We start from the raw sequence: 22264 nt of genomic DNA, 5'->3' as shown, positions 1-22264 counted from the left end.
TGCTCTCTTGTTGTGCTGTGATGAAACCACCGAACGCTTCTTCCTCCTCGGTAGAACCGGACGAGCTCGCCGCTCAATGGTTTGCCTATTTGCATTCTGACGATGCTTCGTCGGAGGATTGGCGTGCGTTCGAGCAATGGCGACAGGCGAATCCCGAGCATGACCGGCAGTACCGCAATGTGCAGCGTATTTGGGATGCCAGCCTGCATATTCCCAAGGAAGAATGGAGCGAGATTCTATCGCGCCGCGAGGCTCCCAAGCCCGTCCCTGCACTGACGCGTCGACGCTTTGCCTGGGGGCTGGCGGGCATGTGTACCGCGGCCGTGGTAGGAAGCGTGGCCCTGAGTGGTGGCTGGTTGGAGTCGCCGCAACAGACCATGAGCTTATTTGCCCAGCGTGGTGAGCAAAAGCAGATGAGCTTGCCGGACGGTTCCGTGCTGGAGCTGAACTCGGGTGCACGCGCAACAGCGCGCCTTTACGAAGGCAAGCGTGTGGTTCAGCTGCTTGAAGGGGAGATCTTCTTCTCAGTGCAACATGACCCATCCCGCCCTTTTGTGGTGGAGGCGGGCGAGAGCCGAATCGTGGTAACAGGTACGCGCTTTAATGTGCGTTACGACGCTCAGACCACGCAAGTCAGTGTGGAGTCGGGCTCGGTCAATGTGTTCAATGGGCCGTGGTGGAATCGTCAGTCACGAGCTCTGGAAAAAGGGCAGGGGCTGGCTGTGTCGGACGAGTTGGGCTTGGGGCCGGTGCACCTGCCTGACCTGGACAGCACGCTGGCTTGGCGACGCGGCAAGATCGTCTTTGAAAATACGCCTTTGTTCCGCGCTGTTGCTGAGATCAACCGTTATCTGGATCGTCCCGTAGTGCTGGATGCACCGACACTACGAGATCATCAGATCGCGGGTATTTTCAGTGTGGATGACCCCCAATCGTTTCTTGAGATGCTGCCGGTTTTCGCTCCGGTGCTTGTGGTGCGTGCCCCGGATGGGCGCCTGCGCATCGTCGCCAAATAATTTCCTGTAATGCGCGAGCCGTGGTGTGAGCTTTCTGTTCTCGTCTGCTGTTACACTTTGTTTCGAAAATGATTCTCATTTCCCATCCGATGTTTGCGGGGCTGGCTCGTCTATAGACATGAGGGGGGAGGATTTGCGATTTGCGCACAGTCCCCTGAAAACACCTTTGGCCAAAGGGATATCTGCGTCAGACGCGAAACTTCATTTATGGAATTTGCAGGATTGTGAAAACGGCATCATTACGTGCGGCATCGCGCACGCCCTTATCGAGCATGCAGTTCAGCATGTCGGCCTTGGCCATGTCTATTGCGCTTGCGCTGGGTACGCTGCCTCAAGCTGCAGTCGCTCAATCAGCAAGCATTCAGTTCCACATACCGGCTCAGTCATTGAGCAAGGCGCTATTGGAATTTGGTGAGCAGGCCTCTTTGCAGATTTTCTTCTCCCAGGATGTGGTGCAGGGATATAGCGCTCCGGCGCTGACAGGCAGCCTGTCTCCCGAGGAAGGGTTGCGTCGCCTTCTGGCGGGTACCGGGATCGAGTTTGTGCGATCCGGAAAAAATGTATCGCTGCGGCGTCCTGCTCAGAGCGAGGCTACACAGCTGGCGCCTATTCAGGTCAAGGCCAGCCTGGACCCGACCACGGAAGGTACGGGCTCCTACACAACGCCGCTGACCAACACCGCAACCAAGATGAACTTGTCGATCAAGGATACGCCGCAATCCATCAGCGTGATTACTCGTCAGCAAATGGAAGATCAGCAGTTGAATACGATGACGGATGTCCTGGGGCAGACGCCGGGTGTGACCATGGCGCAGGATGGTGGCCAGCGCTTCAATATTTATTCGCGTGGTAGTGCCATTGATACCTATCAGCTCGATGGTGTGACCACGACGCAAGTGAATCAGACACGCACCATGCCCAGCACCTTGCTGGATATGGCGCTGTATGACCGGGTAGAGGTGGTGCGCGGGGCAACCGGTCTGATGACGGGAGCGGGCAGCCCCAGCGGAACGGTGAACTTGATACGTAAGCGCCCAACGAAGGAGTTCCAGGCCCACGTGCAGTTGGGGGCGGGCTCCTGGGATTTTTATCGGGCAGAAGCGGATGTGTCCGGGCCCCTGACTGAAAGCGGCAACCTGCGAGGGCGACTGGTTTTTGCCAAGCAGGACAACAACAGCTTCATGGATGCCTACAAGCAGGACAAGGATCTGTTCTATGGCGCTTTGGAGGCGGACCTGACAGAGACCACCTTGCTACGCCTTAGCGTGGATCATCAGCGCTACAAGGCCAAGGGCGCGCCTGGCGTACCCTTGATCTTTACCAATGGTGAAGCAACCGATTTCTCGCGCTCGACCAGCACGGGTGCCCGGTGGATGTATGACGAGTTCAAAACGACCAACTACACGCTGAACCTGGAACAGGATTTACCCAATGATTGGCAGTTCAAGGTGGCGGCCAATTACATGGATGTGGACCGGGATAATCTGAATGGCTCCTACCAGGTCGGCTCGGGGCGTTCTTTCCTGGATAAGGAAACAGGCAGTGCAGGAATGCTGCGCTATCGCGCAGGGGCTACGCAAAGCCAGAAAGGTGTGGATGTTACCTTGCAAGGGCCTTTCGAGCTGGGCGGGCGTCAACACGATTTCATTGCCGGATTCAATTTCCAGAACTATGAAAACAAGCATACGGGCTGGGATGTGGGCGTTTCCAAAGTCAATTTCTATACCTGGAATAACGAGCTGGAACGTCCTGCGAATACGGGGCAGGTAGGAGAGATTTTTAATGTGAAGTCTCGCCAGACAGGTGCTTATGCCGCGGTGCGTTTCAATCCGCTTGAAAGGACGCATTTGATTGTGGGTGCGCGGGTTTCCAGCTATGACTACGACTACTATTACGCCAGCCCAACTGACAAGTTCTTGCAGACCTATGGCATGCGTGAGCGTGACCAAATCACGCCTTATGTTGGCCTGGTTTATGACCTGACGCCTGAGCAAACCATCTATGCCAGTTACACGGATATTTTCCAGCCTCAGTCCGCGCAGGATCGTAATGGCAAGGTCCTGGATCCAATTATTGGCAAGAATCAGGAGCTTGGCTGGAAAGGCGAGTTTCTGGATCGTCGTCTGAACGCGAATATCGCCCTTTATCAGTCCCAAAAAGATAATGTGGCCGAGGAAGACGCGGGCTTTACGGTGCCAGGTCAGAATACCCAGGCTTTTCGCTCTGTGGATGGGGCCAAGACCAAGGGGATTGACCTGGAACTGGCTGGGGAGATTACGCCGGATTGGAATGTGCATTTCGGTTTCAGCCACTCCAAGACCAAAGATGCCCAAGGCGAGCAGTTGCTGACAGTGCTGCCCGTGAACACCTTGCGCTTGTGGACGACATACCGTTTACCAGGCCAATGGAGTGCCTTGACGGTAGGCGGGGGTGTCAACTGGAACTCCAAGACCTCCTTACGCTTTAGCCGCTACAACAGCACCGTGGAGCAGGACAGTTATGCGGTGGTGAACTTGATGGCGCGCTATCAGTTCAACAAGAAATTTGCGGCGACTCTGAACGTGAATAACTTGTTCGACAAGACTTACTATCAGGGCATGGGCGGCAGCTACGGCCACTACGGTGCGCCACGCAGTGCATTCCTGAATCTGCGTTACGACTTCTGATGCAGGCAGGCTAGCCCTCAGGCAAAAAAAATCCCCGCCAATCAGGCGGGGATTTTGCAGACTAGCGGGTCAATTAACCCAGCAGGTCTTTCACACCGTCACGCTCTTCCAGCAGCTCGTTCAGGGTGTGGTCCATGCGCTCACGCGAGAAGGCGTCGATTTCCAGGCCTTCAACACGCTTGTACTCACCGTTTTCGGTGGTCACAGGCACGCCGTAGATGATGCCTTCAGGAATGCCGTAGGAGCCGTCCGAAGGAACACCCATGGTGACCCATTTGCCGTTCGAACCCAGCACCCAGTCGCGCACGTGGTCGATGGCGGCGTTGGCAGCCGAAGCAGCCGAGGACAGGCCACGGGCTTCGATGATGGCGGCGCCACGTTTGCCCACGGTGGGGATGAAGGTTTCGCGGTTCCAGGCCTGATCGTTGATGATCGCGTCGATCTTCTCGCCGTTCACGGTAGCGAAACGGGTATCTGGGTACATGGTGGGTGAGTGGTTGCCCCAAACGATCAGGTTCTCGATGTCAGCAACAGCCTTGCCGGACTTGGTCGCCAACTGCGACAGGGCGCGGTTGTGGTCCAGGCGCAGCATGGCGGTGAAGTTCTTCGCTGGCAGATCAGGAGCGGACTTCATGGCAATGTAGGCGTTGGTGTTGGCTGGGTTGCCGACCACCAGCACTTTCACGTCACGGCTGGCCACTTTGTTCAGGGCACGGCCTTGTGCTGTGAAGATCTGGGCGTTGAAGGCCAGCAGATCTTTACGCTCCATGCCTGGGCCACGAGGACGGGCACCGACCAGCAGGGCGATATCAGCATCTTTGAAGGCGGTTTCAGGATCGCTGTGGGCGGACATGCCTTGCAGCAGCGGGAAGGCGCAGTCGTCCAGTTCCATCATGACGCCCTTCAGGGCCTTTTGGGCTTTCTCGTCGGCGAGTTCCAGCAGCTGCAGGATTACAGGCTGGTCTTTGCCCAGCATTTCGCCAGAAGCGATGCGAAACAGCAGGGCGTAGCCAATCTGGCCAGCAGCGCCGGTAACGGCGACGCGCATTGCGGGTTTGGACATGAGAGTAAGACTCCGTTTTTGGGTTTGAAGACGGTGACGAAAAACACAGTTTAAATCTTTTGCAGACCGGGCGGCTGGCGTGGAAAACGGTTTTTCGCAAGAGGAAAAGCCTCTTTTTTCACTGCGCAGACTAGACCAAAACGATAGCGGCGTCAAACGTCTTATATCTTATATAAGACATAAGAGCGTTAGACATTCGGGGCCGGTCATGCGAAAATTAGTGCACTGTCTATTTTATGAACAAATGCGCGTTCCAAGCTGTATCTGTCGCGCATTTTTTATGAGCCCCATGTCTGATAACGTGCCGCCGCTACGCACCCAGGAAATCGAAAAATCCGCTCCTAGCGCGGCCTATAGCCCTCTGTATCAACAGATCAAGGCTTTGTTGCTGCAGGGGCTGGATCGTGGCGAGTGGAAGCCCGGCGAAGCCATCCCCAGTGAACTGGAGCTGGCTGCCCGCTTTCAGGTCAGCCAGGGCACGGTGCGCAAGGCCATTGATGAGCTGGCCGCCGACAACCTCCTGATCCGTCGTCAAGGCAAGGGTACCTTTGTGGCTACTCACCACGAAGCCCGTGTGCGCTTTCGTTTCCTGCGCCTGGCCCCGGATGATGGCAAGCCTGTGGCTTCCCAGAGCCGTATTCTGGATGTGCGTCGAATGAAAGCGCCTACGGATGTTGCCGTGCTGCTGGATTTGCGCACCTCCGACATGGTGGTGAACCTGCGCCGGGTTCTGTCCTTTGATCAGGTCCCGACCATTTATGACGATATCTGGCTGCCTGGCTCCGTCTTCAAGGGTTTGACCCTGGAGGCCGTTGAGCAGAACAAGGGCCCGATGTACGCCTGGTTCGAGAGCAAATTCGGCGTGAGCATGGTGCGCGCCGATGAAAAGATTGGTGCTGTCAGTGCCACCGAAGAGGCCGCCTCGGTCTTGCAGGTCGCTGCCGGTTCGCCGCTCCTGCACGTGGAACGCGTGTCCTATACCTATGGTGATCGACCGATGGAGTTGCGCCGGGGCTTGTACCTGACTGAGCGCTTCCATTACCGAAACACGCTCAGCTAGTTCGGCGGCATACGGTATTTGATACTGCACCGTAGTGTCAAATAGGTGAAAATACCAAGGTTAAAAATTTTATGACTTTTTTTTATCTACTTCGAGGCCATCATGTCTGATACCGCACCCAAGCAGCGTCCGCAGTATCGCAATATCAGCGTGCCGCAGATATTGAGCTACCGCTTGCCCCTGGCTGCAAAATCGTCGATTTTGCATCGTGTCAGTGGTGCATTGCTGTTTCTTTGCCTGCCGCTCGTTCTATTGCCACTGTTCTCTTTGAGCGTCAGCTCTCCAGAGTCCTTCGAGACCTTGCGCAGCTACGTCGACAACCCTGTCTGTAAGCTGATCCTTCTGGTCCTGATCTGGGGCTACCTGCACCACTTCTGTGCCGGCATCCGCTATCTGGCACTGGACCTGCACCTGGGTAACGATAAAGAGTCCGCCAAGAAGTCGGCCGGTATGGTGTTCGGGGTCAGCCTGGCGCTGACCGTTGTGTTTGGTTTGAAACTGTTTGGGGTGTGGTAATGGCAAATCGTGAGCGCATTGGCGCAAACCGCCTGGTAGTGGGTGCCCACTACGGTACCTTGGACTTTCTGGCACAGCGTGTCACCGCAGTCATCATGGCCATCTACACCTTGGTCATCATCGGCGGCATCCTGTTTAGCAGTGAACTGAATTTCGAGACCTGGCGCGGCCTGTTCTCGTTCACGGTCGGCTCCCTGCCTTTGGGTCAGTTGCTGGCAACCTTGTTCTTCCTGTCTTTGTCCTGGCACGCCTGGATTGGTGTGCGTGACATCTGGATGGACTACGTCAAGCCCGCTGGTCTGCGCTTGCTCCTGCAAGTGTTGACCTTGCTGTGGCTGGTCGCCAGTGTCGTCTTTTTTGCAAAAATTATCTGGAGTCTCTAAACCGTGGCTTCCATCACAAAATCTTTGCCCCGCCGTCAGTTTGACGTAGTGGTGGTCGGTGCCGGTGGCGCCGGTATGCGTTGTTCCCTGCAATTGGCTCAGGCTGGCTTGTCCGTGGCCGTGCTCAGCAAGGTGTTCCCAACCCGCTCCCACACCGTGGCGGCTCAAGGTGGCGTCAGTGCTTCCCTGGGTAACATGAGCGAGGATCACTGGTACTGGCACATGTACGACACCGTCAAGGGTTCGGACTGGCTGGGCGACCAGGACGCCATCGAATTCATGTGCCGTGAAGCTCCACACGCTGTGTACGAGCTCGAGCACTTCGGTATGCCGTTTGACCGTAACCAGGACGGTACGATTTACCAGCGTCCATTTGGTGGTCACACTGCCAACTTTGGTGAAAAGCCTGTTCAACGTGCCTGTGCCGCTGCTGACCGTACCGGCCACGCCATGTTGCACACCCTGTACCAGCGTAACGTTGCAGCCCGCACCCAGTTCTTCGTGGAATGGATGGCGCTGGACCTGCTGCGTAACGAAGCTGGCGACGTTCTGGGCGTAACCGCTCTGGAAATGGAAACCGGCGAAATCTACGTTCTGGAAGGCAAGCGCGTGGTGCTGGCTACCGGTGGTGCTGGCCGTATCTGGGCTGCTTCCACCAACGCCTTCATCAACACCGGTGACGGCCTGGGTATGGCTGCTCGTGCTGGTCTGCCTTTGCAGGACATGGAATTCTGGCAATTCCACCCCACTGGCGTAGCCGGTGCTGGCGTGCTGATTACCGAAGGCGTACGCGGTGAAGGCGGTATCTTGCTCAATAAAGACGGCGAGCGCTTCATGGAGCGTTACGCTCCCACCCTGAAAGACTTGGCCCCACGTGACTTCGTGTCCCGTTCCATGGACCAGGAAATCAAGGAAGGTCGTGGTTGTGGCGACGGCAGCTACGTGGTTCTGAAACTGGATCACCTGGGCGCTGACGTCATCAAGAAACGTCTGCCTTCGATTCGCGAAATCGCGATCAAGTTCGGTAACGTGGACCCGATCAAAGACCCAATCCCTGTAGTTCCAACCATCCACTACCAGATGGGCGGTATCCCCACGAACTACTACGGTCAGGTTGTGACCCAAACGCCAACGGGCGAGAACAAGATCGTCAACGGTCTGTACGCCATCGGTGAATGTGCCGCTACTTCCGTGCACGGTGCCAACCGTCTGGGTACGAACTCCCTGCTGGACCTGATCGTGTTCGGTCGCGCTGCCGGCAACCACATTGTGGATTCGCACCCCGAGAAAACGCACGCGCACCAGGAAATCAACGAGTCCTCCATCGAGTACTCGCTGGACCGCGTCAACCGTCTGGAATCCCGTACATCGGGCGAAAAGGCACAGGACGTGGGCAACAAGATTCGTGTGGCCATGCAGGCTCACTGCGGTGTGTTCCGTACCCTGGATCTGTTGCACAAGGGTGTCGACCAGATCGAATCCCTGGTTCCCGAAGTCAAGGATATTTACTTCAAAGACAAGTCCAAGGTGTTCAATACCGCCCGTATTGAAGCTCTGGAAGTGGCCAACATGATCGAAGTGGCTCGCGCCACCACGAAGTCGGCCGCCAATCGTACTGAAAGTCGCGGTGCTCATGCCCTGAACGACCACCCAGAACGTGACGACGAAAACTGGCTGCGTCACACCTTGTGGTTCTCGGAAGGCAGCCGTCTGGAGTACAAGCCTGTCCAGATGAAGCCTCTGACAGCCGAAACGATTCCGCCCAAGGCCCGGACTTTCTAAGCAGGATACTGACATGAGCCAAAAACGTAAGGTCAAATTTGAAATCTACCGCTACGATCCTGACAAGGACGAGCGTCCCTACATGCAGAAGATCGAAGTCGAGCTGGAGCCCACCGACAAGATGCTGCTCGATGCGATCCTGCGCATTAAAAACGACATGGACGACAGCCTGGCGCTGCGTCGCTCCTGCCGTGAAGGTGTGTGCGGTTCCGATGCCATGAACATCAATGGCAAGAACGGTCTGGCCTGCACCACCAATATGCGCGACTTGAAAGAGCCTGTGGTTCTGCGCCCACTGCCAGGTCTGCCGGTTATCCGTGACCTGATCGTGGACATGACCCACTTCTTCGATCAGTACCATTCGGTCAAGCCGTTCCTGATCAACGATGCTCCTCCTCCCGAGAAAGAGCGTTTGCAAACGCCTGAAGCCCGTGAGGAGCTCGATGGTCTGTACGAGTGCATTCTGTGCGCCTGCTGCTCGACCTCTTGCCCATCGTTCTGGTGGAACCCCGACAAGTTCGTCGGTCCTGCTGGTTTGTTGCAAGCCTATCGTTTCATTGCCGACTCGCGTGACGAAGCAACGGGCGAGCGTCTGGACAATCTGGAAGATCCATACCGCTTGTTCCGCTGCCACACGATCATGAATTGCACGGACGTCTGTCCAAAAGGACTGAACCCGTCGCATGCCATCGGCAAGATCAAAGAAATGCTGGTGCGTCGCAGTATCTAAAAAGGTGGGTATGTACCGATGAGAACATTGACGGAATTGGAGCGTGCGCGCCTGCGCTGGCGTGCGCGCCGGGGCTTGCTTGAAAACGACTTGATGATCACCCGTTTTCTGGATCAATACGAAAACGAGCTGACTGATCAGGACGTCTCGGCCCTGACCCGCTTGTTCGAAATGGACGATACAGTTTTGCTGGATGTCCTTCTGGCTCGCTCCGAGCCAGAAGGGCAGTACGCCACACCGGACATTCAGCGACTAGTAGACATTATGCGAAAGCTATAACCATTGAGGAAAAAAGTGATGGAATTGTCAGATAAAAAAGCCACGCTATCCTTCTCCGACGGTAGCCCTTCGGTTGAGTTCCCTGTACACAAGGGCACCGTAGGTCCGGACGTGATCGATATCCGTAAGCTCTACGGTCAGACAGGTATGTTTACCTATGACCCAGGCTTTATGGCAACGGCGGCTTGCGAATCCGGTATCACCTACATTGACGGCGACAAGGGCCAGTTGATGTACCGTGGTTACCCGATCGACCAGTTGGCACAAAAGTGCGATTTCATGGATGTGTGCTACCTGATCCTGAACGGCGAGTTGCCCAACGCAGATCAGAAGCAGGAATTTGACTCCCTGGTCACGAACCACACCATGGTTCAGGAACAGATGCAGCACTTCCTGCGCGGCTTCCGTCCGGACGCTCACCCCATGGCAATACTGACCGGTCTGGTCGGTGCCCTGTCGGCGTTCTACCATGATTCCACGGACATCACGAATCCTCATCACCGTCATGTGTCGGCTATTCGCTTGATCGCCAAGCTGCCTACTTTGGTTGCGATGGCGTACAAGTATTCTTTGGGACAGCCTTTCATCTATCCCAAGAATGATTTGTCCTACACCGGCAACTTCTTGCGCATGATGTTCGCTACCCCTTGCGAAGACTACAAGGTCAACGAAGTGGTTGAGCGCGCTCTGGACCGTATCTTCATCCTGCATGCAGATCACGAACAAAACGCCTCCACCTCCACCGTGCGCCTGTGCGGTTCGTCGGGTACCAATCCTTTCGCTGCGATCGCTGCGGGTGTTGCTTGCTTGTGGGGTCCTGCCCACGGTGGTGCAAACGAAGCTTGCCTGAACATGCTGGAAGAGTTGCAAGCCAACGGCGGCATCGACAAGGTTGGCGAGTTCATGGAGAAGGTCAAGGACAAGAACTCGGGCGTTCGCCTGATGGGCTTTGGTCACCGTGTCTACAAGAACTACGACCCACGCGCCAAGCTGATGCAAGAAACCTGCAAGGAAGTTCTGGAAGCCCTGGGCCTGGAGAATGATCCTCTGTTCAAGCTGGCCATGGAACTGGAGCGTATTGCTCTGGAAGATCCATACTTCGTCGAACGCAAGCTGTACCCCAACGTAGACTTCTACTCGGGTATCGTTCAGCGCGCTATCGGCATCCCAACATCCTTGTTCACCGCTATCTTCGCCCTGGCTCGTACCGTAGGCTGGATTGCTCAGTGGAACGAAATGCTGTCCGATCCAGATTACAAGATTGGCCGTCCACGTCAGCTGTACGTGGGCCCAACTCAGCGCGACGTACCTGCTCAACGTTAATGCTGTCGGGCTGCGATCCCTGGGGCGTGCCCCGGGTCTTCATGTAGCCCGTAGCGTTATGAAGCAGTAGCTGGAAGGTCAAGTGCACCATTGGGTGCACTTTTTTTTGCCTGTTATCTTTGTATTGTTATGGCTACAGCCACAGCCACAGCCACAGCCACAGCGATCACCAACACTGCCCGCATCGCCAGAGTCGCTGGCATTGCTGTTGGCATTGTCACCACCATATGCACGTCAACATGCAGCAGCCCAAATGCCTGACAGGCTAGGCTTCAAGGCTGAGACAGGTGGTTGTTGAAGCGGAAAATCCGCTGTTCACGAGCTTTGTTCTCTTCAGAAAATCGGACTTTGGCCTGGACATGATCCAGGTGGTGCCCGATCAGCTCGCGAGCCCGTTCTGCATCACCATCCAAAATAGCTTTCATGACTCCCGCGTGCTGCTCGGTCAAAATTTCCACTTCCCGTGCATTGTCGAACTCGAACATGGCGCGCCGGTTCTCTTTCACTGTAGAGAACACTAACTGGAACAAGCCGTTCATCAGTTGTACCAGCACGACATTATGAGAAGCCATGGCAATTGCCAGATGAAATTGGGCGTCTGCACGTGCCGACAGGTCTGCATCCTGGTTTTGTTGATGCCGAACCATCACTTGGAAACACTGTTCAATGCGCTTTTTGTCCGCATCTGTTGCTCGTTGTGCCGCATGCCAAGCTGTGCTGGCTTCCAAGGCCCGACGTGCCTCCAGGACATCATAGCGATACAAGGGGTCTTCATTGATCAGCTCCTCCAGAGGCGCAATGCTTTGGGCTGGCCAGTTGATCAACTCGCTGTCTTGAACATAAGTACCCCCGCCACGGCGGGTAACCAGCAAGCCTTCAGAGCTTAGCGAGCGCAAGGCCTCCCGTATCGGTACACGCGACACATCCAGCCGTTCAGCCAATTGACGCTCGGACGGGATCCGGTCACCGGGTTGCAACTGTTCATCCTGTATAAGTTGCCGGATTTTTTCAGCAACCAGGTCCGATAGGCGAGTGCTGGGATTCATAGTCATATAAGACGCTTCTTTAAATTTGGTATTACCACTTTATTGGTTTTTTAATCGTATTAAGGCCTTGAGGCGCCAAACTAGTCAGGGTTTCTGCTGGTAATGCAAAGGTGGTAATACCGCTATGATGCTCAAAAATACAAAACGGGAAGTGGTCGCGCTGCCCAGGGCCGGGCTCCTAGCCGCATTTTGTTCACCAACAAAACCTCTTCCTCCTATATGTGCAGTCACACAAAGGAGAATTCGGGATGAGTCTTTTATACACCTTGTTGGCTCTGACGCCATTATTGGTTGTTTTTCTATTGATGGTGGTGATGGGGCGATCAGCCAAACTATCGATGGGGGCCGCGTATCTGGTTACGGCGATTCTCGCTTTATTTGTATGGGGGAGCCAGGCCGAAGTTATTGCTGCAGCCACGATCAACGGCATTGTTACCGCATTGACCCTGCTGTTCATTGTATTTGGTGCCGTGCTGCTTTTGAATACGCTCAAGGTGGGCGGAGCATTAAGTGCGATTCGCCAGGGCTTTATGGATGTATCGCCGGATCGTCGCATTCAGGTCATTATTGTTGCCTGGTTGTTCGGCTCCCTGATCGAGGGCTCGTCGGGTTTCGGTACGCCTTCCGCTGTTGGGGCTCCCTTGCTGCTGGCTCTGGGCTTTCCTGCCATGGCCGCGGTGATGGCTGTGTTGGTTATCCAGTCCACGCCTGTGTCTTTCGGGGCGGTTGGTACACCCATGCTGGTTGGAGTGCGCTCGGGTATTGATAACAAGGTTGATGTTGCAGCTGCTATTTCGCCCCTGCAGCCGCTTGAGTATTTGCAGCAGATCGTCGAGAACGTCGCCTTGATTCATGCCATGACCGGCTTTGTGATTCCACTGTTGCTCTGCGGTTTGTTGACTCGCTTTTTCGGTGAACGCCGCTCCTTTGCCGAGGGACTGGGGGCATGGAAGTTTGCTTTGTTTGCCGGTTTGGCCTTTACCGTTCCGTACTACCTGATTGCCATTACCCTGGGCCCTGAGTTCCCCTCCATGCTGGGTTCGATGGTCGGACTGGTAATCGTGGTGAGCGCAGCTCGAAAGGGCTGGTTTGCACCTCGCAAAACCTTTGATTTTCCGGATCGCAGTCAATGGCCGTCCCACTGGCTGGGCACAGTAGCGATGGATAACACGGAATCGCAGCAACGCTTTTCGGTATTGCGGGCTTTCTCGCCGTATGTGCTGGTGGTTGCACTTTTGATCTTTACTCGTACTGTTCCTGCGGTAAAAGCCTGGTTGACGGGGCCTTCGGCCACAATCAAGGTGGAAGGTATTTTGGGCACTGGTATTTCTACGTCGGCTCAGTTGCTGTTCTCGCCAGGGGCCATCTTGATTCTGGTCTCACTGGCCTGCATTGCGATTTTTCGCATGAACAGTCAGCAGTATGTTGTCGGTGTGAAAGCATCGCTGCGTACCATGGGCAGCGCAGCTCCTGCTTTGTTGTTGGCCGTGCCTATGGTGCAGGTGTTTATCAACTCGGCAGCGGCTGATGGTTCCATTGCCAGCATGCCGCTGGTGTTGGCTCAAGGGGCCGCGTCGGCGGTTGGGCAGGCATGGCCTACGGTTTCACCCTGGGTGGGCAGTCTGGGGGCATTTATTGCAGGCTCCAATACTGTTAGCAACATGATGTTTTCGTACTTCCAGTTCTCTACCGCTCAGCAAATTGGCTTGAGTGTGGACCAGTCCGCTATCGTGGTTGCATTGCAGGCGGTAGGTGGAGCAGCTGGCAATATGATTTGCGTCCATAACGTGGTGGCTGCCGGTGCGGTTGTCGGCATGTTGGGACGTGAGGGCGAGATTGTTCGCAAGACCTTGATACCCATGGTGTATTACGTCATTCAGGCAGGCCTGATCGGCCAGGCCTTGATTACTGGTGCCATGGGCTGGTGGATAGCTGCCGCAGTCTTCCTGGCACTGACCATAGGGGGCTTGAGCCTGTCCCGGGGCCGTCAGATGACACCGGCCATGGCTTGAAAATTTTGCTCTGTTTATTTGCGGCTTAAAGGAGTCGTTGTACAATTTCTTCCTGGAGATGACGTTCCTCCTTTAACCGCCGTTTCGTTCTGAAGCAGCTGATGACGTCTACAGTGACCTGACCACCGTCGGGGCTGTAGGCGTCTGCGTTTACATCTTCTGTTTGTGGTCAGCCCGATTCCATTGAGCTTACAACCCATGAACAGACTCAAAACCTCACTCTTGCTAAACCTGCTGTCGTATTACGGCAAATGGTTTGTGCTCGCTTGCCTGATTGCCGTGCTGGCAGGCAGCGCTTCCGCTTTTTTCCTTTTTTCACTCGAGCAGGCTACCTCCTGGCGGATACAGCATGCCTGGCTGATCTGGCTACTGCCGCTGGCAGGCTTGGCCGTAGGCTGGGTGTATGAACGCGTAGGGCAGTCTGTTAGTGCAGGTAATAACCTGCTGATCGAGGAAATTCACGACCCCAAGAAAGTGGTGCCTTTGCGCATGGCGCCTTTGGTACTTGGCGGAACCGTGATTTCCCATTTGTTCGGTGCATCGGTAGGCCGAGAGGGCACCGCCGTACAAATGGGTGCCGCCTTGTCGGACCAGCTAACCCATGTGTTTCGCCTGGGCCGGGAGGATCGACGCATTCTGTTGATGGCAGGTATGAGTGCCGGCTTTTCATCTGTCTTTGGCACGCCTTTAGCCGGAGCCGTGTTTGGCATGGAAGTGCTGGCGATAGGCCGTATGCGCTACAACGCCTTGTTTCCTTGTCTGATCGCTGCGATTGTTGCCGACCAGGTGGGCCTGATCTGGGGCGTGCAGCATACCCATTACGTCGTTGAGTACGTCGTGCCACTAGACGGCTGGAGCATGCTGGCTGTGTTGATCGCTGGGGTTCTGTTCGGCCTGATCGGCATGTTGTTCGCCATGCTGACTCACCAGCTTTCCGCCTGGATGAAAAAGAGCATCAAGTACGCACCCATGCGACCCTTCTGGGGCGGGCTGGTGGTGGCGATAGCTGTCTGGGCGTTGGATGCCTACCAGTACATTGGCCTGGGTGTTCCGGAAATAGTGCGCTCTTTCCACGAGCCTATGCAGCCATGGGATTTTCTGGGCAAGCTGGGGTTTACTGTCCTGTCTTTAGGCTCCGGTTTTAAAGGAGGGGAGGTCACGCCCTTGTTCTACATCGGGGCGACTCTGGGTAATGCTTTGGCTCCCTTGCTGCACATGCCTTTTTCCATGATGACGGGCTTGGGCTTTGTGGCCGTCTTTGCCGGCGCAGCCAATGTACCGATTGCGTGCACACTGATGGCGATGGAGCTGTTTGGTGCAGAACTGGGGCCTTTGGCGGCGATCGCTTGTGTAGCAGCCTATGTGTTCTCGGGGCATGCAGGGATCTATCATGCGCAACGTGTGGGTCATCGCAAGTTCAAACTTCGTCGGCCTGTTTGAGCTGGGTCAGTCAGTCAGTCAGTCAGTCAGTCAGTCAGTCAGTCAGTCAGTCAGTCAGTCAGTCGGCCACTCGGTGAGCGAGTAGCTAGGGATGCCTCATGTGCCTGCTTAAAAATAGTCTCTTTTTTACGCTGGTTTCCAGGCTCCGCGTTTAGCAAACTACTATATGGCTTGATATCAAGAGACAAAGGTGAAGCGATGGCAGACTCCCAGTTCAAAGATCACTTTTCCCAAGTTGCAGCCGACTATGCCAGTTACCGCCCCAGTTATCCGCAAAAGCTGGCGGATGTGTTGGCCGAACTGAGTCCCGCACAGGATAGGGCGCTGGATTGTGCCTGCGGGACTGGGCAGCTTTCTGTGTTGCTGGCCAAGCGATTCAAGGAAGTGATTGCCACGGATGGCAGCGCCGATCAGATTGCTCAGGCGCAGCCGCAAGAGGGTGTGAGCTATCGCACGGCTTTGGCTGACAACAGCGGTCTGGCTGATAACAGCGTGGATTTGATCACCGTCGCGCAAGCGGCTCATTGGCTGGATCTGGGGCCTTTCTATGCCGAGGTTCAGCGTATCGCTCGCCCCGATGCCTTGCTGGCTTTGATCACCTATGGCGTCTTGCATGTGGAGGGTGAAGTGGATAGCGTCATGCAGCATTTCTACTATGAAACCATCGGCGCTTACTGGCCACCGGAGCGTCGTCATGTGGAAGAGGGGTATCGCAGCCTGGCCTTTCCTTTTCAGGAGCTGAGCTTGCCGCCTTTGGCCATGGAGGTGGATTGGAGTTTGCCACAGCTCCTGGGATACATCAGAACCTGGTCGGCTGTGAAAGCGGCTGAAAAAGCGCTGGGCGCCAATCCCTTGAGCGCAGTAGAAGTGGAGTTGCGCAAGCAGTGGGGTGATCCCGATCAGCATCGCCGAATCAGTTGGCCTTTGTCTGTGCGAGCAGGGCGGGTGCGGAAATAGGCCGCACTTGGAGTGCGATGTCTGCTCATCTGGTTCGGACACTTCGCGGTTGACGGAGCGAACTTGCACAAAACTCCGGGCACCCGCCAACCCTGAGAGAGGAGACGCGGCTGTGTTGTGTCCATTGTGGCTAAATGAGCTTGATCCTGAGCACCGATACTCTGTTGGGTCAGGCGACAGCTTTGTTCAGCGAAACTGGGTGCCAAAGTCATCATGAAATAAAAAACCGGATGCCGCTTTACGCTGCATCCGGTTTTTATTCAGCTAAACAGGATTAGCTGTTTTGCTGGGCTTCTTGCTGTGCATCCACAACAGCCAGGGCTGTCATGTTGATGATGCGACGCACCGTAGCGCTGGTGGTCAGGATGTGGATGGGGCGAGCCGCACCCAGCAGGATGGGGCCCATGGCCACACCGTTGCTGCCTGTCATCTTCAGCATGTTGTAGGTGATGTTGCCGGCGTCCAGGTTAGGAGTAATCAGCAGGTTGGCCGAACCGCGCAGCGTGCTGTCGGGGAAGGCTTTCAGGCGGATTTTCTCGGACAGGGCGGAGTCAGCGTGCATTTCGCCGTCCACCTCCAGGTCGGGAGCGCGTTCAGCCAGGATCTGACGAGCCTTGGCCATCTTGCGGGACGACTCGGTCTGGCGGCTGCCAAAGTTCGAGTGCGACAAGAGTGCGACACGAGGCACCACACCGAAGCGTTTGACTTCGTCAGCGGCCTGGATCGTCATGTCGGCGATCTGTTCGGCAGTGGGGTTCTCGTTGACGTGGGTGTCGCACACAAACAGAGTTTGTGTAGGCAGCATCAGCACGTTCATGGCGGCGAAAGTCTGGGCTTCTTTCTTCAGGCCAATGACTTGCTCAACATAGTGCAGCTGGCTGTCGTAGTTGCTGGCCACGCCGCAGATCATGCCGTCAGCATCACCACGTTGCAGCAGCATCACGCCGATCAGCGAGTTGTGCTTGCGTATCATGGCTTTGGCGATGTCTGGAGTCACGCCTTCACGTGCCTTGAGCTTGTAGTAGGCAGTCCAGGTCTCGGTGAAGCGATCGTCGTCTTCAGGATCAACGATTTGCACGTTCTTGCCCGCTTCCAGACGCAGGCCAGCTTTCTTGACGCGCATGTCGATCACGCTGGGGCGACCCACCAGAATAGGCTGGGCCAGCTTCTCGTCCACGACGGTTTGCACGGCACGCAATACGCGCTCGTCTTCGCCATCAGCGTAAATGATGCGCTTGGGCGCAGCCTTGGCCTGCATGTACAACGGACGCATCAGCGGGCCGGTGTGGTAGGTCATGGCGATCAGCTTCTGACGGTAGGCGTCCATGTCTTCGATAGGACGGGCGGCAACGCCGGAGTCCATCGCAGCTTGGGCCACGGCAGGAGCGATCTGAACGATCAGACGGGAGTCGAACGGTTTGGGGATGATGTACTCAGGACCAAAACGCAGATCTTCGCCGCCGTAGGCAGTGGCCATATCGTCGCTTTGCTCGACCTGGGCCAGCTCGGCAATGGCTTTCACGCAAGCCAGCTTCATTTCTTCGTTGATCACGCTGGCGCCAACGTCCAGGGCACCACGGAAGATGAAGGGGAAGCACAGCACGTTGTTGACCTGGTTCGGGTAGTCCGAACGGCCAGTCGCGATGATGCAGTCAGGGCGGGCAGCCTTGGCTACTTCAGGGCGGATTTCAGGCTCGGGGTTGGCCAGGGCCAGAATCAGGGGCTTGTCGGCCATGGTCTTGACCATGTCGGCGGACAATACGCCAGGAGCAGAACAACCCAGGAACACGTCAGCGCCAACCATGGCATCAGCCAGGGTACGGGCGTCGGTTTCTTGAGCGTAGCGAGCCTTGTTGGGCTCCATGTTCTCGTCGCGACCTTTCCAGATGATGCCGCGCGAGTCAGCCACGAAAATGTTGCTCAGCTTCACGCCCAGGGCAACCAGCAAGTCCAGGCAAGCAATGGCAGCAGCGCCAGCGCCCGAGCAAACCAGCTTGATGTCGGCGATGTTCTTGTTGACGACTTTCAGGCCGTTCAGAACAGCGGAGGACGAGATGATGGCGGTACCGTGCTGGTCATCGTGGAACACGGGAATGCTCATGCGCTCGCGCAGCTTCTTCTCGATGTAGAAGCATTCAGGGGCCTTGATGTCTTCCAGGTTCACACCACCCAGGGTGGGTTCCAGTGCGGCAATGATGTCGACCAGCTTGTCCGGATCGGTTTCGTTCAGTTCGATATCGAACACGTCGATGCCGGCGAATTTCTTGAACAGGCAGCCTTTGCCTTCCATGACGGGCTTGGCGGCCAGGGGGCCGATATTGCCCAGACCCAGCACGGCGGTACCGTTGGTAACCACGGCAACCAGGTTGGCGCGCGAGGTGTACTTGGCGGCGGCTTCTTCGCCTTCGGCGTGGATGGCCATGCAAGCAGATGCGACGCCGGGGGAGTAGGCTAGCGAGAGGTCATCTTGATTGGCTAGGGTCTTGGTAGGGACCACCGAGATTTTCCCGGGAGTGGGATACGCGTGATAGTCCAGCGCAAGTTTGGCCAGATCGGCGTTGGCATCCATTTTGGTAAAGCTCCTGATAGGATTTTCTAGTGTAAAAGTGAATCTAATTTATAAGAAATACAGTCACCAGGTAGGTGCTGATTTGTTATAGGCAGCATATGTCATGGCAACGCTTGTTGCCTGCCTCAAGGTGACCAAGGGCAGGCTGGGCTCGGTTTGGTGGAAAAGGGGCCCGCGAAGCGCGTACTTGCTGCACCCGATTAGCATATCGGAATTTTTCCTTCATGTGGGGCAGCCAAGGGGCGTCAATCATGATTTGGAGCGCTTCTTTTGTAAGAATTCGCCCTCGTGATAGATCGATGTGTTTGTTAATGCCAACGGTATGACGCAGTCGCCAAGCATTTTAGATGTCATTAATTGCGCCTTTTGTGTGCGGCGTTATACTAGATCAATACGGCTTGTATAAGGCGTCCTACGTTGCCTTCTGCTCCTGCTATCCGCTAACCGGCGAGGTCCGTGTCGCGGAAGGTTTTCCTGCATCTCAACACGAGTGAAACACTCGGATAGGTGAAGCGTAATAATGTCATCGCAAAAAGAACTGCTCAGTAACTCTTATTTGTTCGGGAGCAATGCTCCTTACGTCGAAGAACTCTACGAGTCCTACCTCGACAATCCAGGCTCTGTCGCCGACCAATGGCGCGAGTACTTCGACCAGCTGCAGCACCAGCCTGCGACTGACGGCCGCGACAGCACCCGCGATCAAGCTCACGCTCCCATCGTCGAGTCCTTCGCTCAGCGTGCCAAAGCCAATGCCTTCCTGACCAGCGCCCAAGCACCGGACCTGACAGTTGCCATGAAGCAAGTGTCGATTCAGTCCATGATTGCTGCTTACCGCTCCCTGGGTGCACGCATTGCTGATCTGGATCCCCTGAAGCGCTCCGAACGCCCCAGCATCCCTGAACTGGACCCTGCTTTCTACGGTTTGACCGAAGCAGATCTGGACCAGGTCTACTCCGCCACCAACACTTACTTCACCAAAGCCGACACCATGACGCTGCGCGACATGCTCAAGGCCTTGCGTGATACGTACTCCCGTTCGGTGGGCGCAGAATTCATGTACATCTCCGACCCGGTCGTCAAGCGCTGGATTCAGCAGCGCCTGGAGTCGGTGCATGGCACAGGTTCTTTCAACGTTGACCAAAAACGCAACATCTTGCAGCAGCTGACCGAGGCCGAAGGCCTGGAGCGCTTCCTGCACACCAAATACGTCGGTCAGAAACGCTTCTCCCTGGAAGGTGGCGAGAGCTTCATCGCTTGTATGGATGAAGTGGTCAACCACGCTGGCGAGAACGGCGTTCAGGAAATCATCGTGGGTATGGCTCACCGTGGTCGTCTGAACATGCTGGTCAACATCATGGGCAAGATGCCCGGTGACCTGTTTGCCGAGTTTGAAGGCCGTCACGCTGAAGGCTTGACCGACGGCGACGTGAAGTACCACAACGGCTTCTCCAGCGACCTGTCCACCCGCGGCGGTCCAGTCCACCTGTCTCTGGCCTTTAACCCATCCCACCTGGAAATTGTTAACCCAGTGGTCGAGGGTTCGGTCCGTGCTCGTCAGGATCGTCGTAGCGACGAAGACGGCAGCCAGGTTCTGCCTGTGCTGGTTCACGGTGACGCGGCTTTTGCCGGTCAGGGCGTGGTCATGGAAACACTGAACCTGGCCCAGACCCGAGGCTACGGTACCGGTGGCACGCTGCACATCGTGATCAACAACCAGATCGGTTTCACCACCTCTGACCCCCGCGATACACGCTCCACGCTGTATTGCACGGACGTGGTCAAGATGATTGAAGCCCCTGTCTTCCACGTCAATGGCGACGATCCTGAAGCCGTGGTGTTCGTGACTCAGCTGGCTCTGGATTTCCGCCGCGAGTTCAAGCACGACGTGGTAGTTGATATTGTTTGCTTCCGCAAACTGGGCCACAACGAGCAAGACACTCCCTCGATGACCCAGCCGCTGATGTACAAGAAGATTGGTCAGCACAACGGTACGCGCAAACTGTACGCCGACAAGCTGGTTGCTCAAGGCATTCTGTCCGAGAACGAACCCGAAGATCTGGTCAAGGCTTACCGTCAACTGATGGAAGATGGCAAGCGCACGGTTGAACCTGTTCTGACAGACTACAAGAACAAGTACGCCACCGACTGGTCTGCCTTCCTGGGCGCCAAATGGACTGACCAGGCTGACACCGCCTTGCCTATGTCTGAACTGACACGCATCGGTGAAAAACTGACCACCGTGCCAGAAGGCTTTACGGTTCACCCCCTGGTCAACCGCATGCTGAACGACCGTCGTGCCATGGCACGTGGCGAAGCTCAGGTGGACTGGGGCATGGGCGAGCACTTGGCCTTTGCAACCTTGGTGAACAATGGCTACGCCATCCGTATTACCGGCCAGGACTCGGGCCGTGGTACGTTTACCCACCGTCACGCTGTGCTGCACGATCAAAAACGTGAGCGCTGGAACGACGGCACCTACATTCCTTTGCAGAACGTCTCCGAAGGGCAGGCCAACTTCACGGTGATTGACTCGGTTCTGTCCGAAGAAGCCGTGCTGGCATTTGAATACGGTTACGCTTCGGCAGAGCCCAACATTTTGACTATCTGGGAAGCTCAGTTCGGCGACTTCGCCAACGGCGCCCAGGTTGTGATCGACCAGTTCATTACGTCGGGTGAAGCCAAGTGGGGCCGTCATTGCGGTCTGACTCTGATGCTGCCACACGGCTACGAAGGTCAGGGTCCGGAGCACTCCTCGGCCCGTATCGAGCGCTTCTTGCAACTGTGCGCTGACAACAATATCCAGGTTGTTCAGCCCACCAACGGCGCCCAGATCTTCCACGTGCTGCGTCGTCAGATGATCCGTCCTTTCCGCAAGCCTTTGGTCATCATGACGCCCAAGTCCTTGCTGCGTAATAAAGACGCTACCTCGCCACTGAGCGATCTGGCTGAGGGTCACTTCATGCCGGTGATCGGCGAGACCGATCAGGCGATTGATGCAGCCGCTGTCAAACGTGTTCTGGCTTGCTCGGGCAAGGTTTACTACGATCTGGTGAACCACCGTAAAGAGCTGGAGCGCAACGATATTGCCATTATCCGTGTGGAGCAGTTGTATCCGTTTGCCCACAAGGCCTTCCAGGCAGAGCTGGCCAAGTACAGCAACGCCAAGGAAGTTATCTGGGTTCAGGACGAACCTCAAAACCAAGGTGCATGGTTCTACGTTCAGCATCACATCTACGAGAACATGACCGAAGGTCAGAAGCTGGGTTACGCCGGCCGTGCCGCGTCCGCTTCGCCTGCCGTTGGTTACCTGGCCAAACACCAGGAACAACACAAGGCGCTGCTGGAGCAGGCTTTCGGCGCTCGCAAAGGCTTCATGCTGACCAAATAACGCACCCTAAATTTTAAATACGGAAAATATAATC

Annotated in this window: 16 protein-coding genes and 1 riboswitch; of the genes, 13 read left to right on the top strand and 3 right to left on the bottom strand. The window is 55.9% G+C overall.

Going from position 1 to position 22264, the window contains the following annotated elements; all coding sequences use genetic code 11:
* Nucleotides 1-20 precede the first annotated feature (20 nt).
* Both M2Q46_RS08795 and M2Q46_RS08790 read left to right on the top strand, forming a co-directional pair.
* The gene (locus M2Q46_RS08795; protein ID WP_083054010.1) at nt 21-1016 is read left to right on the top strand and encodes a FecR family protein; all 996 of its coding nucleotides are present in this window, start codon (nt 21-23) and stop codon (nt 1014-1016) included.
* 299 nt (nt 1017-1315) lie between these two features.
* Nucleotides 1316-3682 (top strand): TonB-dependent siderophore receptor, encoded by a 2367-nt coding sequence (locus tag M2Q46_RS08790; RefSeq protein WP_254002815.1) that lies wholly within the window; start codon nt 1316-1318, stop codon nt 3680-3682.
* 73 nt (nt 3683-3755) lie between these two features.
* Here the strand turns inward: M2Q46_RS08790 and M2Q46_RS08785 are convergent, their stop codons facing one another.
* Nucleotides 3756-4745 (bottom strand): malate dehydrogenase, encoded by a 990-nt coding sequence (locus M2Q46_RS08785; RefSeq protein ID WP_022983546.1) that lies wholly within the window; start codon nt 4743-4745, stop codon nt 3756-3758.
* A gap of 289 nt (nt 4746-5034) precedes the next feature.
* On the opposite strand from M2Q46_RS08785, the gene M2Q46_RS08780 reads away from it, so the two are divergent.
* From M2Q46_RS08780 to gltA, 7 genes are all read left to right on the top strand, one after another.
* Nucleotides 5035-5805: a GntR family transcriptional regulator gene (locus M2Q46_RS08780; protein ID WP_009457695.1), complete on the top strand. Its 771-nt coding sequence runs from the start codon at nt 5035-5037 to the stop codon at nt 5803-5805.
* 102 nt (nt 5806-5907) lie between these two features.
* The gene (sdhC, locus tag M2Q46_RS08775; RefSeq protein ID WP_009457694.1) at nt 5908-6321 is read left to right on the top strand and encodes a succinate dehydrogenase, cytochrome b556 subunit; all 414 of its coding nucleotides are present in this window, start codon (nt 5908-5910) and stop codon (nt 6319-6321) included.
* Complete coding sequence (sdhD, locus tag M2Q46_RS08770) at nt 6321-6704, top strand: succinate dehydrogenase, hydrophobic membrane anchor protein (RefSeq protein ID WP_088450830.1); 384 nt, start codon at nt 6321-6323, stop codon at nt 6702-6704. The genes sdhC and sdhD overlap by 1 nt, the downstream gene beginning before the upstream one ends.
* Nucleotides 6705-6707: 3 nt before the next feature.
* The gene (gene sdhA / locus M2Q46_RS08765) at nt 6708-8486 is read left to right on the top strand and encodes a succinate dehydrogenase flavoprotein subunit (protein ID WP_022983547.1); all 1779 of its coding nucleotides are present in this window, start codon (nt 6708-6710) and stop codon (nt 8484-8486) included.
* Between the two features lie 13 nt (nt 8487-8499).
* Nucleotides 8500-9216 carry a succinate dehydrogenase iron-sulfur subunit gene (locus M2Q46_RS08760; protein ID WP_003802530.1) on the top strand — a complete coding sequence of 239 codons (717 nt, stop codon included), beginning with the start codon at nt 8500-8502 and terminating at the stop codon, nt 9214-9216.
* 18 nt (nt 9217-9234) lie between these two features.
* Nucleotides 9235-9495: a succinate dehydrogenase assembly factor 2 gene (locus tag M2Q46_RS08755; protein WP_003802528.1), complete on the top strand. Its 261-nt coding sequence runs from the start codon at nt 9235-9237 to the stop codon at nt 9493-9495.
* Nucleotides 9496-9513: 18 nt separating this feature from the next.
* Entirely contained in the window at nt 9514-10818 is a 1305-nt protein-coding gene (gene gltA, locus M2Q46_RS08750) for a citrate synthase (RefSeq protein WP_022983549.1), read from the top strand.
* A gap of 272 nt (nt 10819-11090) precedes the next feature.
* Here gltA and lldR read toward each other — a convergent pair whose 3' ends face one another.
* On the bottom strand, nt 11091-11870 hold the full coding sequence (gene lldR, locus M2Q46_RS08745) for a transcriptional regulator LldR (RefSeq protein ID WP_026484289.1): 780 nt from the start codon (nt 11868-11870) through the stop codon (nt 11091-11093).
* 242 nt (nt 11871-12112) lie between these two features.
* Between lldR and M2Q46_RS08740 the strand changes: the two genes are divergently transcribed.
* The 3 genes from M2Q46_RS08740 (at nt 12113) to M2Q46_RS08730 (ending at nt 16273) form a co-directional block, all read left to right on the top strand.
* Nucleotides 12113-13876, top strand: coding sequence for an L-lactate permease (locus M2Q46_RS08740; RefSeq protein WP_137431269.1), 1764 nt, complete (start codon nt 12113-12115; stop codon nt 13874-13876).
* 45 nt (nt 13877-13921) lie between these two features.
* Nucleotides 13922-13994: riboswitch (Fluoride riboswitch) on the top strand.
* Between the two features lie 80 nt (nt 13995-14074).
* The gene (locus M2Q46_RS08735; RefSeq protein ID WP_302357083.1) at nt 14075-15316 is read left to right on the top strand and encodes a voltage-gated chloride channel family protein; all 1242 of its coding nucleotides are present in this window, start codon (nt 14075-14077) and stop codon (nt 15314-15316) included.
* Between the two features lie 198 nt (nt 15317-15514).
* Nucleotides 15515-16273 (top strand): class I SAM-dependent methyltransferase, encoded by a 759-nt coding sequence (locus tag M2Q46_RS08730; RefSeq protein WP_302357082.1) that lies wholly within the window; start codon nt 15515-15517, stop codon nt 16271-16273.
* A 274-nt stretch (nt 16274-16547) separates the two neighbouring features.
* Here M2Q46_RS08730 and M2Q46_RS08725 read toward each other — a convergent pair whose 3' ends face one another.
* Nucleotides 16548-18842: an NADP-dependent malic enzyme gene (locus M2Q46_RS08725; protein WP_026484296.1), complete on the bottom strand. Its 2295-nt coding sequence runs from the start codon at nt 18840-18842 to the stop codon at nt 16548-16550.
* Between the two features lie 520 nt (nt 18843-19362).
* Between M2Q46_RS08725 and M2Q46_RS08720 the strand changes: the two genes are divergently transcribed.
* Entirely contained in the window at nt 19363-22230 is a 2868-nt protein-coding gene (locus M2Q46_RS08720) for a 2-oxoglutarate dehydrogenase E1 component (RefSeq protein ID WP_035270812.1), read from the top strand.
* Nucleotides 22231-22264 lie beyond the last annotated feature (34 nt).

This window comes from Alcaligenes sp. YSL9, assembly GCF_030515105.1.
Taxonomy (GTDB): domain Bacteria; phylum Pseudomonadota; class Gammaproteobacteria; order Burkholderiales; family Burkholderiaceae_B; genus Alcaligenes; species Alcaligenes phenolicus.
Note: the sequence above shows the minus strand (reverse complement) of the source record. Positions and strands in the feature narration are given on the sequence as shown.

Excerpts from the sequence above, each read along its gene's own strand:
- M2Q46_RS08795 (WP_083054010.1), top strand. The coding sequence starts at position 21 with ATGAAACCACCGAACGCTTCTTCCTCCTCGGTAGAACCGGACGAGCTC.
- M2Q46_RS08790 (WP_254002815.1), top strand. The coding sequence starts at position 1,316 with ATGTCTATTGCGCTTGCGCTGGGTACGCTGCCTCAAGCTGCAGTCGCT.
- M2Q46_RS08785 (WP_022983546.1), bottom strand. The coding sequence starts at position 4,745 with ATGTCCAAACCCGCAATGCGCGTCGCCGTTACCGGCGCTGCTGGCCAG.
- M2Q46_RS08780 (WP_009457695.1), top strand. The coding sequence starts at position 5,035 with ATGTCTGATAACGTGCCGCCGCTACGCACCCAGGAAATCGAAAAATCC.
- sdhC (WP_009457694.1), top strand. The coding sequence starts at position 5,908 with ATGTCTGATACCGCACCCAAGCAGCGTCCGCAGTATCGCAATATCAGC.
- sdhD (WP_088450830.1), top strand. The coding sequence starts at position 6,321 with ATGGCAAATCGTGAGCGCATTGGCGCAAACCGCCTGGTAGTGGGTGCC.
- M2Q46_RS08760 (WP_003802530.1), top strand. The coding sequence starts at position 8,500 with ATGAGCCAAAAACGTAAGGTCAAATTTGAAATCTACCGCTACGATCCT.
- M2Q46_RS08755 (WP_003802528.1), top strand. The coding sequence starts at position 9,235 with ATGAGAACATTGACGGAATTGGAGCGTGCGCGCCTGCGCTGGCGTGCG.
- gltA (WP_022983549.1), top strand. The coding sequence starts at position 9,514 with ATGGAATTGTCAGATAAAAAAGCCACGCTATCCTTCTCCGACGGTAGC.
- lldR (WP_026484289.1), bottom strand. The coding sequence starts at position 11,870 with ATGACTATGAATCCCAGCACTCGCCTATCGGACCTGGTTGCTGAAAAA.
- M2Q46_RS08740 (WP_137431269.1), top strand. The coding sequence starts at position 12,113 with ATGAGTCTTTTATACACCTTGTTGGCTCTGACGCCATTATTGGTTGTT.
- M2Q46_RS08735 (WP_302357083.1), top strand. The coding sequence starts at position 14,075 with ATGAACAGACTCAAAACCTCACTCTTGCTAAACCTGCTGTCGTATTAC.
- M2Q46_RS08730 (WP_302357082.1), top strand. The coding sequence starts at position 15,515 with ATGGCAGACTCCCAGTTCAAAGATCACTTTTCCCAAGTTGCAGCCGAC.
- M2Q46_RS08725 (WP_026484296.1), bottom strand. The coding sequence starts at position 18,842 with ATGGATGCCAACGCCGATCTGGCCAAACTTGCGCTGGACTATCACGCG.
- M2Q46_RS08720 (WP_035270812.1), top strand. The coding sequence starts at position 19,363 with ATGTCATCGCAAAAAGAACTGCTCAGTAACTCTTATTTGTTCGGGAGC.